Source organism: Mycolicibacterium austroafricanum (assembly GCF_000612725.1).
In the GTDB taxonomy this organism is placed as follows: domain Bacteria; phylum Actinomycetota; class Actinomycetes; order Mycobacteriales; family Mycobacteriaceae; genus Mycobacterium; species Mycobacterium austroafricanum.
Genome location: NZ_HG964450.1, coordinates 123,246 through 132,911, shown reverse-complemented (window position 1 = coordinate 132,911; position 9,666 = coordinate 123,246). Strand labels below are relative to the sequence as shown.

Below are 9,666 nucleotides of genomic sequence, written 5' to 3'. Positions count from 1 at the left end.
AGGGACCACCCGGGGAACGCGCCCAATGGAAGTGGTACACACCCTTCCAACCCCCACCACCAACCACCAACTGATCCTTGGGAGCGCCCCAGGTCAGCGCCGACGCCTGCAGATCGACCGCCGGGACCGGCCAAGTCAGGGGCGACGAGCAAAATTCCTGAGGCCTGGGATCGGACGCTAGGGTGAGCCCATGCGAGTGGGAGTGCTGGGCGCCAGGGGCAAAGTGGGCGCGACGATGGTGGCGGGCGTCGAGGCCGCCGACGACCTGACCTTCACCACGGGTGTCGACGCCGGCGACTCGCTGTCCGCGCTGGTGGACAGCGACACCGAGGTCGTCATCGACTTCACCCACCCGAGTGTCGTCATGGACAATCTGAAGTTCTTGATCGACAACGGGATTCATGCGGTCGTCGGCACCACCGGGTTCACCGACGAGCGCCTCGATCAGGTCAGGGAATGGCTCGCGGCCACACCGGGTGCCTCGGTGCTCATCGCGCCGAACTTCGCGATAGGCGCCGTGCTGTCGATGCACTTCGCGCAGCAGGCCGCCAAGTACTTCGAGTCGGTCGAGGTCATCGAACTGCACCATCCGCACAAGGCTGACGCGCCGTCGGGCACCGCCATGCGGACCGCCCGCCTCATCGCCGAGGCACGAAAAGGCATGCCGCCCAACCCGGATGCCACCAGTACCGGTCTCGACGGGGCCAGGGGAGCGGACGTCGACGGCGTCCCCGTGCACTCGGTCCGGCTCGCCGGTCTCGTCGCGCACCAGGAAGTCCTGTTCGGCACCATGGGTGAGACGCTGACCATCCGGCACGACAGCATCGACCGCACCTCGTTCGTCCCCGGTGTCCTGCTCGCGGTGCGCAAGATCCGCGAGCGTCCGGGCCTGACGATCGGCATCGAACCCCTGCTCGACCTGAAATGAGCGAGGGGGCGCGCGCACTGCGCATCCAGCTGCTGATCGGCTTCATGTGCGTCGCGCTCGTCGTCTACTTCGTGCTGTTGGGCCGCGCGGCATTGATGTTGATCACCTCGGGCGAGCCGGCGCCGATCGGGCTCGGGCTGGCGATCCTGATCCTTCCCGTCATCGGTGTCTGGGTCATGGTCGCCACGCTGAAAGCCGGTTTGGCACACCAACGCCTGGCCCGACTGGCCCGCGAGCAGGGGATGGAGCTCGACGTCAGCGGGCTACCGCGCAGACCGTCAGGCCGGATCGAGCGCGACGCGGCCGACGCGCTGTTCGCCACCGTGCGTGACGAGTTGGAGGCCGACCCTGACAACTGGCTGCGCTGGTACCGACTGGCCCGCGCGTACGACTATGCGGGTGACCGCGGCCGGGCCCGGGAGACCATGAAAAAGGCCGTGCTGCTGCAGGAGGCGGCCCGGTGAGCAAGACGCTGCTGATCGTCCACCACACGCCGTCCCCGCACTGCCACGAGATGTTCGAGGCGGTGCTGGCCGGCGCGACCGATCCGGAGATCGAGGGTGTCGAGGTGCTGCGCCGTCCGGCTCTGACGGTGTCGCCCGCGGAGATGCTGCAGGCGGACGGGTATCTCCTCGGCACACCGGCCAACCTCGGGTACATCAGCGGCGCGCTCAAGCACGCATTCGACTGCGCGTATTACCAGCTGCTCGACGCGACGCGGGGCAGGCCGTTCGGCATCTATCTTCACGGCAACGAGGGCACCGAGGGCGCGGAACGCGCGCTTGCGGGGATCACCGGCGGGCTCGGGTGGGAGCAGGCGGCCGACACGGTGATCGTCTCGGGCAAGCCTGCCAAGGATGACCTGGAAGCGTGTTGGAATCTCGGTGCGACTGTGGCCGCAACGCTGATGGAATGACGGAGGAGTCTCATGCCCGGTATGGCCGAATTCGCCCTGGCGGGCGCACCGATCGCAGGCGGTGCGCTGCTCGGGCTGGCGGCGGGGAACCTGCGCCCGCCCGACGTGCGCGACGCGATCGCCAGGGATCTGGACCTGATGGAACGGCTCCCGGCCGACCAGGCCGAGCGCCGCGCCGAGCTTCAGCGGATCATCGACATGCGCATCGACGGTCTGATCGCCGCCACGGACAAGAGCCGGGAGCTCCGGGAACTGGCCATGTCGTATCAGGGCAACTGGCGCGACATCGTGGTGTTCATCTGCGCGATCCTGTTCACCATCGTCTGGTGGCACGTCGAGCACACCCGCTCGAACTGGCTGCTGATGTTCATCCTGTTGCTCGTCCTGACCGTGATCGTGGGCATCTACGCGGCCCGCGGCGTGATGCGCGCGGTGGCGAGCTTCCTGGCGCGCAGGCGCCGGCAAGCTCAGTAGTGGTAGGTGTCCGACGGCGCGGGGATGTGGGCGGGCTCGTCGACGTCGTCGAAGTCCGACGGTTCGATGCCGTAGGCGCGCGCCAGGTCCAGGATCTTGGTGGCGCGGGCGATTCGAGGCAGGTCGGAGCCGTTGCGGATCTCCCCGCCGTCACGCTCGAACTCGACGAAAAACTCCTTGGCCCAAGTGATTTCCTCTGCCGATGGGGAGAGTCCCTCGTTGACGGTCGGGCACTGCTCGGGGGTGAGGCAGATCTTGCCGGTCATGCCGAACTCCGCCGACACCGCGGTCGCCTCGCTGAGCCGCAGGGCGCTCGATCCGACCGTCGGGCCGTCGATCGCGCTCGGCAGATGGGCGGCCTTCGCGGCGATCGTGAAGCGTGACCGCGCATAGGCCAGGGTCATCGGGTTGTCGCCGAACCCGGTGTCGCGACGGAAATCGCCGATGCCGAACGCCAGCCGGAAGGTGCCCTTCGCCGAGGCGATCTCGTTGATACGTTCCAGCCCGCGAGCGGTTTCGACCAGGGCGACGATCGGGACTCCCGGCAGACGCTTGACCGTCTCGGTGACGTGGTCGACCGATTCGACCATCGCGAGCATCACCCCGCCGACGGACGTGCCGGCCAGCATCTCCAGGTCACCGGCCCACCATTCGGTGCCGAAGCCGTTGATACGGACCCAGTCGTCGTGGCCCTCGCCGAACCAGCGGGTGACGTTCGCGCGGGCCGCCGCCTTGTCCTTGGGTGCCACCGCGTCCTCGATGTCGAGCACCACGATGTCCGCCCGCGAGTGGGCCGCCGCCTGGAACCGGTCGTAATGCGACCCGTTGACCAACAGCCAGCTGCGGGCCAGGACGGGGTCGATGCGTTGCCCCTGCTCGCCGAAGGCCGATTCGCTGAAATTCTGCTCGTACACGCTGCTCAGACTAGGTGAGCGGCGAAGAACGAGCGCATCGCCTCCCAGTGCCGCCGCGCCGCGGGCTCGTCGTAAGGGCCGTTGTCGGGCACCGCGAACCCATGGAACGCGGGATACCACTCGATGGTGTGCTCGACACCGGCGCTCGTGAGGGCCTTCTCCAGGCGCTCGCCGTCTTCGGTGGTGAAGGACCTGTCGCTGCGGGCGGCGCCGACGTACACCGCCGCGCGCATCTGGTCGGCGAGCAGGTGCGGGCTGTGGGGGTCGTCGGTGGCAAGGCCGCCGCCGTGGAACGACATGGCGGCCGACACCCGATCCGGGAGCCGGCCTGCCAACACGAGCGACGTGCGGCCCCCCATGCAGTAGCCCGTCGTCCCGAACGTGTCGCCGCGGACCTCGGGTCGGCCGGCGAGGTAGTCGAAGAACGCGGTGGCGTCGGCGGCCATGACCTCAGGGGTCACCTTCGCCATGAAGCTGAACAGCCGCCTGCGTTCGACGTCGTCGTCGAAGGCCGTGGCGATCGTGAACGGTGCCCAGTCGCCCTCGCGGTAATACACATCGGGCACCAGCACCGCGTAGCCGTATCCCGCGAGCTTGTCGGCCATGGCGCGAAATGTCGGACGGGCACCGCCGGCGTCGGGATACATGACGATGCCGCGCCACGGTCCCCCGCCGTCCGGGATGTGCAGGCTGACGGGGCAGTCGCCGTCGGCGGTTGTCACGGTGTCGGTGATCCTCGGCATGGGTTCCGTTCTACTCCGGCCGACTGCACGTAAGCTAAGCGCGTGCCGATCGCCACGCCGTACGAGGATCTGTTGCGTCTGGTGCTCGATACCGGGACCACCAAATCCGACCGCACCGGAACCGGCACCCGCAGCCTGTTCGGTCACCAGATGCGTTATGACCTGAACGCCGGGTTCCCGCTGATCACCACCAAGAAGGTGCACACCAAGTCGATCGTCTACGAGCTGCTCTGGTTCCTGCGCGGCGACTCGAACGTCCGCTGGCTGCAGGAGCATGGCGTCACGATCTGGGACGAATGGGCTTCTCCCACAGGTGATCTCGGACCTGTCTATGGAGTCCAGTGGCGGTCCTGGCCCACCCCTTCCGGTGCGCACATCGACCAGATCAGCGCAGCGCTGGACCTGCTGCGGCGGGATCCGGACTCGCGTCGCAACATCGTCTCGGCGTGGAACGTCGGCGAGATCCCGCAGATGGCGTTGCCGCCGTGTCACGCGTTCTTTCAGTTCTACGTCTCCGGTGGCCGACTGAGCTGCCAGCTCTACCAGCGCAGCGCCGACCTGTTCCTCGGGGTGCCGTTCAACATCGCCAGCTATGCACTGCTGACCCACATGATGGCCGCGCAGGCCGGGCTCGGAGTCGGCGAGTTCATCTGGACCGGCGGCGACTGTCACATCTATGACAACCACGTCGAACAGGTCACCGAACAACTGTCCCGCGAGCCCCGGCCCTATCCGGAACTCGCTCTAGCGCAGCGTGATTCACTCTTCGACTACATCTACGAGGACGTCGTCATCAAGAATTATGACCCGCACCCGGCGATCAAGGCCCCGGTGGCTGTATGAGGACTGCTTGCAGGTCCGAATCGACGATGTTGAGGACTGCTTGCAGGTCCGAATCATGACCCTGAGTGAACTCAACATGGTCTGGGCGCAGTCCAGTTCCGGGGTCATCGGCCGTGGCGATGCGATCCCGTGGCACGTGCCCGAAGACATGGCCCGGTTCAAGGAGCTGACCATGGGCCACACCGTGATCATGGGCAGGCTGACGTGGGAGTCGCTGCCCGCGAAGTTCCGCCCGCTGCCGGGCCGCCGCAACGTCGTCGTCACCCGGCAGGCCGGCTACCAGGCCGACGGGGCGGAGGTGGTGACGTCGCTTGAGGACGCGCCGCTCGACGACGCCTGGGTGATCGGCGGCTCGCAGATCTACGGGCTGGCGCTGCCGTTGGCGACCCGATGCGAGATCACCGAGGTGGACATCGACCTGCGCAGAGAGGACGACGACGCGTTGGCGCCCGTTCTCGACGAGGCGTGGGTCGGGACCGAGGGGGACTGGCGCGACAGTTCGTCAGGGCTGCGTTACCGGTTCTACAGCTACGTACGGAAATGAGGCTGTCCGCCGCCCGGACGGACTCGTAGCCGGCCACGGGAATTTCCCTCTGCCACGCGGGGGTTGCGTCGTCGTGAGACGGCATCGCATTCGGCGGTGGTGAACGAGCAAAGGCACGTTTATGAAGCTTCTTGACGAGGTGCTGGCCGCCTACGGCGGCACCGACCGTTGGCGGCAGATCGAGACCATCGCGATCCACCAGAACGTCGGCGGTGTTCTGTGGTCGCTCAAGAACGTCGACGGCATCCTCGACGACTCCACCGTCGAGATCCGGGTGCAGGAGCAGCGGGCATGGCACCGGCCTTTGCCCGAGCCCGGAATGCGGTCCGAGTACACCCCGGACCGGGTGGGGATTCAGTCCGACGACGACGCGCACCGGGAGGTGCAGACGCTGAGCGATCCGCGGGCGTCGTTCGCCGGGCACACCCTGACGACCCCGTGGTCGCCGCTGCAACTGGCGTACTTCGCGGGCTACGCCATGTGGACCTATCTGTCCGAACCGTATTCGCTGACGTTCCCCGGCGTGTACACCGAGGAACTCGGAGAATGGCGCGAGGATGGGCAGACCTGGCGCCGGCTCGGAGTGCGCTACCCGGACACGATCGCCACGCACAGCGCCGACCAGGTGCTCTACGTGGACTCGGACGGTCTGCTGCGACGGCGCGACTACCAGGTCGACATCGCCGGCGGCACGCCTGCGGCGCACTACATGGACGGGCACCGCGAGTACGACGGCATCGTGCTACCGGTCACGCGCGTCGTGCACGGTCGTGACGACGACGGCAGAAAGGTGCCCGAGCCGATCACGGTCTCCATCGACATCGACGATGTCCGGGTGCGCTGAGAGGCGGTCGTCGCCACAGCCCGCCCGCACGGTGTCGGTGCGCTAGGCGACGATGGCGTGATGGCGCCCCCTCTTCGCAGCGCGACCCTGACCGCCGCGCAGGCCCGCCGGATCGCTGTCGCCGCACAGGGGTTCCACGAGCCGAAGCCGGCCGGCCCGGTGACCCGCGCGCACCTGAAGCGCCTGATCGCGCGACTGCAGGTGCTGCAGCTGGATTCGGTGTCGGTGGCGGTGCGGGCACACTACGCGCCGGTGTTCAGCAGGATCGGGCCGTACGACCGCGACCTCCTCGACCGTGCCGCGTGGAGCCATTCGGCGCGCTCGCCTCGACTGCTGGTCGAGTACTGGGCGCACGAGGCCGCGCTGATGGCGGTCGACGACTGGCCACTTCTGCGTTGGCGGATGCAGGAGTACCGGCACGGCCGGTGGGGCGTCGAGATCGTCAAGAAGAACGCCAAGCTGGCCGAGTCGGTCGTGGAGGCGGTGGCCGCGCTGGGGCCGTCGACAGCGGGCCAGATCGAGGCGTATCTGGAGTCGGAGCCAAGGGGCCGCAAGGGTCCGTGGTGGGACCGCAGCGAAACCAAATGGGTCGCGGAGGCGTTGTGGTCGGCCGGGGTGCTCACCACCGCAACGCGGGTGGGTTTCGCGCGGCACTACGACCTGACCGAGCGCGTGCTGCCCGCCGAGGTGGTCGACCGGCAGGTGGACGAGGCCGACGCGGTCCGCGAGCTCACGCTGCGGGCCGCCACCTCGTTGGGCGTGGCCACCGAAGCCGACCTGCGCGACTACTTCCGGCTGGGCGCACGGCAGGTCAAACCCGCCATCGCGGACCTGCTCGCCGCGGGTCACATCGAACGGGTCGACGTCGAGGGGTGGCCCGCCCCGGCGTATCTGCGTGCGGGCCAGACTGTTCCGCGTCGTGACCGCGGCACGGCCCTGCTGTGTCCGTTCGACCCGCTGATCTTCTTCCGGCCCCGCGTCGAGCGACTCTTCGGTGGTTTCCACTACCGCATCGAGATCTACACCCCGGCCGCGAAGCGGCGGTTCGGCTACTACGTGTGGCCGTTCCTGCTCGACGGCGACCTCGTCGGCCGGGTCGACCTCAAGGCCGACAGGGTGTCGGGCACCCTGCAGGTCCTCGGCGCGTTCACCGAGGACGGCCGCGACCGCGCACGCGTGGCCCGCGCGCTGGCCACCGAGCTGCAGTCGATGGCGGGCTGGCTGGGGCTCGCCGATGTGACCGTGGGGCATCGCGGCGATTTGGCGACGGAGTTGGGCGACGCCTTGGTTAGCTGAGCCCGTGGACATTCTCCGTACCCCTGACGAGCGCTTCGCCGATCTGCCCGACTTCCCGTTCGCCCCGCATTACGTCGAGGTCGACGGGTTGCGCATGCACTACCTCGACGAGGGCCCGGCCGACGGCCCGGTCGTGCTGCTGCTGCACGGGGAGCCGTCGTGGAGCTACCTGTACCGGCGGATGATTCCCGTCCTGGTCGATGCCGGGCTGCGCGCCGTCGCGATCGACCTCGTCGGGTTCGGTCGCAGCGACAAGCCGACCCGCCGTGAGGACTACACCTATCAGGCGCACGTGGACTGGACCTGGGCCGCGATCGAGGCGATCGGCTTGACCGGCATCACGCTGGTTTGCCAGGACTGGGGCGGGCTGATCGGGTTGCGGTTGGTCGGCGAGCACCCGGACCGGTTCGCCCGCGTGGTGGCCGCCAACACCACTCTGCCGACGGGTGATCAGCGGCCCGGTGAGGCGTTCCTGGCCTGGCAGCGCTTCAGCCAGGAGACACCCGATTTCGCGGTGGGCCACATCGTCAACGGCGGGTGCGTGTCGACGCTGGCACCGGAGGTCATCGCCGCCTACGACGCGCCGTTTCCGGACGACTCGTACAAGGCCGGGGCGCGGCAGTTCCCGACGTTGGTGCCGACCAGCCCGGACGATCCGGCCGCGCCCGCCAACCGAGCGGCATGGGAGGTGCTGCGCACGTTCGACCGGCCCTTCCTGTGCGCGTTCTCCGACTCCGATCCGATCACCACGGGCGCCGACGCTCCGCTGCGCAAGTTCATCCCCGGCGCCCAGGGCCGACCCGAGGTGACGATCGCCGGTGGTGGGCACTTCCTGCAGGAAGACAAGGGGCCCGAGCTGGCCGCCGTCGTCGTCGACTTCATCGCCGCCAACCCGGTGTAGGTGCCGCCGATCGGGGGTGGGCGCCGGCCTCGTGATGCTCGCGGCAGGGATCAGGGGGCACACTTCAGTCGGGTAGGTAACCGGCATCGTCAGAAGAGATCGAGGAGAGTGCGTGCTGGGCTGGTGGCGCGGGTGGTGGCAGCGATCGGACCAGTTCGACTGGTTCAGCGCCTACCTTCGTGACCGCGGGCTCCAGGTGCGGTGGCGGATGGCCACGTTCGTCTTCACCGTTCTCCTCGTAGCGGTGCCCGTCGTGATGGTCGGAAGCCCGGCCGGGCCGGGTGGGCCCCTGCAGACCTGGATCGTGATCGGGGCGTCGGCGTCGGCATTGGCAGCCTCGTTGCTGTGGTTGTTCCGCTGGCCGAGCCGCGCCCAGTCGCTGGCGTACAGCACGGTCTGCAGCGTGTCTATCGCCGCGGGCTGTCTGGCGATCCAGGATCCGTACGCCGGGCTGATGGGATGCACGATGTTCGCCGCCATCGGCGGATTCGTGGCCTACTTCCATGCGCTGGCCCACGTCGTCGCGAATCTCGTTGTGGCACTGAGCTGCGCGACGATCAACGCCGTCCGGATACTCGTCGAGACGGATGACATCCGGATCGTCGCGGGGTCGGCCGCGCTGGTTCTCGGACTGAACCTGGGGGTGCCCTTCGGGATTCACACGCTGGTGCACTCGTTGCACATCGACCTGCGCGACTCCGACCGTGACCCGCTCACCGGTCTGCTGAACCGGAGGTCGTTCTACAACATGGTCCGCGATCTGATCGCGGCGCGCCGGCAGGTCAACACCCCGGTGAACGTCACGATGGTGGACCTCGACGACTTCAAGCTGCTCAACGACACCCACGGGCACGCCGTCGGCGACGCGGCGCTGGTCAGCGTCGCCGCAGTGCTGCAGGAGCACACCGAACCCGGCACCGTGCTGGGCCGGCTCGGCGGCGAGGAATTCGTGATCGCCGACGTCGACGCCGCCGCGCGCCACGCGATCACTGCGGAGCGCATCCGCAGGGGCATCGCGGCGACGCCGTTCCAGATCACCGCCAGCTTCGGCATCTGCAGCACGACCGTGGCGGCCGGCGCGGAGATCGATCATCCCGGCTTCCTCGATCGACTGATCCGGGCCGCGGACGCGGCGATGTACCAGTCCAAGCGTGCGGGCGGAAACAGAGTGGTGCACGATCGGCTGGACATCCCCGGCTGACAGCCGCGTGCGCCACCGACACGCGAGCGGGCTGACGAGCCGGTGCAGGCTAGGCTCACCGC

At 68.3% G+C, this 9,666-nt stretch carries 12 protein-coding genes; 10 read left to right on the top strand and 2 right to left on the bottom strand.

Features of this window, described 5'->3' with window-relative positions:
* Positions 1-190 precede the first annotated feature (190 nt).
* Genes dapB through BN976_RS00710 form a run of 4 tightly spaced genes read left to right on the top strand, consistent with a single transcriptional unit; the run spans position 191 to position 2,318 of the window.
* Positions 191-928, top strand: a complete 738-nt coding sequence (gene dapB / locus BN976_RS00725) for a 4-hydroxy-tetrahydrodipicolinate reductase (RefSeq protein WP_011779600.1) — start codon at positions 191-193, stop codon at positions 926-928.
* Positions 925-1,392 carry a hypothetical protein gene (locus BN976_RS00720; RefSeq protein ID WP_011779601.1) on the top strand — a complete coding sequence of 156 codons (468 nt, stop codon included), beginning with the start codon at positions 925-927 and terminating at the stop codon, positions 1,390-1,392. The genes dapB and BN976_RS00720 overlap by 4 nt, the downstream gene beginning before the upstream one ends.
* A gap of 50 nt (positions 1,393-1,442) precedes the next feature.
* Complete coding sequence (locus tag BN976_RS00715) at positions 1,443-1,844, top strand: flavodoxin family protein (RefSeq protein WP_234935587.1); 402 nt, start codon at positions 1,443-1,445, stop codon at positions 1,842-1,844.
* A gap of 12 nt (positions 1,845-1,856) precedes the next feature.
* On the top strand, positions 1,857-2,318 hold the full coding sequence (locus BN976_RS00710; protein ID WP_011779603.1) for a hypothetical protein: 462 nt from the start codon (positions 1,857-1,859) through the stop codon (positions 2,316-2,318).
* Here the strand turns inward: BN976_RS00710 and BN976_RS00705 are convergent.
* Positions 2,312-3,232 (bottom strand): HpcH/HpaI aldolase/citrate lyase family protein, encoded by a 921-nt coding sequence (locus BN976_RS00705; protein WP_011779604.1) that lies wholly within the window; start codon positions 3,230-3,232, stop codon positions 2,312-2,314. The genes BN976_RS00710 and BN976_RS00705 overlap by 7 nt on opposite strands.
* Before the next feature lie 5 nt (positions 3,233-3,237).
* On the bottom strand, positions 3,238-3,975 hold the full coding sequence (locus tag BN976_RS00700) for a dienelactone hydrolase family protein (protein ID WP_036367103.1): 738 nt from the start codon (positions 3,973-3,975) through the stop codon (positions 3,238-3,240).
* 42 nt (positions 3,976-4,017) lie between these two features.
* Between BN976_RS00700 and BN976_RS00695 the strand changes: the two genes are divergently transcribed.
* The 6 genes from BN976_RS00695 (at position 4,018) to BN976_RS00670 (ending at position 9,604) form a co-directional block, all read left to right on the top strand.
* Complete coding sequence (locus tag BN976_RS00695; protein WP_036367102.1) at positions 4,018-4,818, top strand: thymidylate synthase; 801 nt, start codon at positions 4,018-4,020, stop codon at positions 4,816-4,818.
* Between the two features lie 55 nt (positions 4,819-4,873).
* The gene (locus BN976_RS00690; RefSeq protein ID WP_199558872.1) at positions 4,874-5,362 is read left to right on the top strand and encodes a dihydrofolate reductase; all 489 of its coding nucleotides are present in this window, start codon (positions 4,874-4,876) and stop codon (positions 5,360-5,362) included.
* Positions 5,363-5,483: 121 nt separating this feature from the next.
* Entirely contained in the window at positions 5,484-6,206 is a 723-nt protein-coding gene (locus BN976_RS00685) for a hypothetical protein (RefSeq protein ID WP_036367098.1), read from the top strand.
* Positions 6,207-6,266: 60 nt separating this feature from the next.
* Complete coding sequence (locus tag BN976_RS00680; RefSeq protein WP_036367094.1) at positions 6,267-7,502, top strand: winged helix-turn-helix domain-containing protein; 1,236 nt, start codon at positions 6,267-6,269, stop codon at positions 7,500-7,502.
* A gap of 4 nt (positions 7,503-7,506) precedes the next feature.
* Positions 7,507-8,403, top strand: coding sequence for a haloalkane dehalogenase (locus tag BN976_RS00675; RefSeq protein WP_036367091.1), 897 nt, complete (start codon positions 7,507-7,509; stop codon positions 8,401-8,403).
* Between the two features lie 112 nt (positions 8,404-8,515).
* Complete coding sequence (locus BN976_RS00670; RefSeq protein WP_051558238.1) at positions 8,516-9,604, top strand: GGDEF domain-containing protein; 1,089 nt, start codon at positions 8,516-8,518, stop codon at positions 9,602-9,604.
* The last annotated feature ends 62 nt before the right edge of the window (positions 9,605-9,666 follow it).

Coding starts and splice junctions, on each gene's coding strand:
- BN976_RS00700 (WP_036367103.1), bottom strand. CDS start 3,975: ATGCCGAGGATCACCGACACCGTGACAACCGCCGACGGCGACTGCCCC.
- BN976_RS00680 (WP_036367094.1), top strand. CDS start 6,267: ATGGCGCCCCCTCTTCGCAGCGCGACCCTGACCGCCGCGCAGGCCCGC.
- BN976_RS00710 (WP_011779603.1), top strand. CDS start 1,857: ATGCCCGGTATGGCCGAATTCGCCCTGGCGGGCGCACCGATCGCAGGC.
- BN976_RS00690 (WP_199558872.1), top strand. CDS start 4,874: ATGACCCTGAGTGAACTCAACATGGTCTGGGCGCAGTCCAGTTCCGGG.
- BN976_RS00715 (WP_234935587.1), top strand. CDS start 1,443: ATGTTCGAGGCGGTGCTGGCCGGCGCGACCGATCCGGAGATCGAGGGT.
- BN976_RS00685 (WP_036367098.1), top strand. CDS start 5,484: ATGAAGCTTCTTGACGAGGTGCTGGCCGCCTACGGCGGCACCGACCGT.
- dapB (WP_011779600.1), top strand. CDS start 191: ATGCGAGTGGGAGTGCTGGGCGCCAGGGGCAAAGTGGGCGCGACGATG.
- BN976_RS00720 (WP_011779601.1), top strand. CDS start 925: ATGAGCGAGGGGGCGCGCGCACTGCGCATCCAGCTGCTGATCGGCTTC.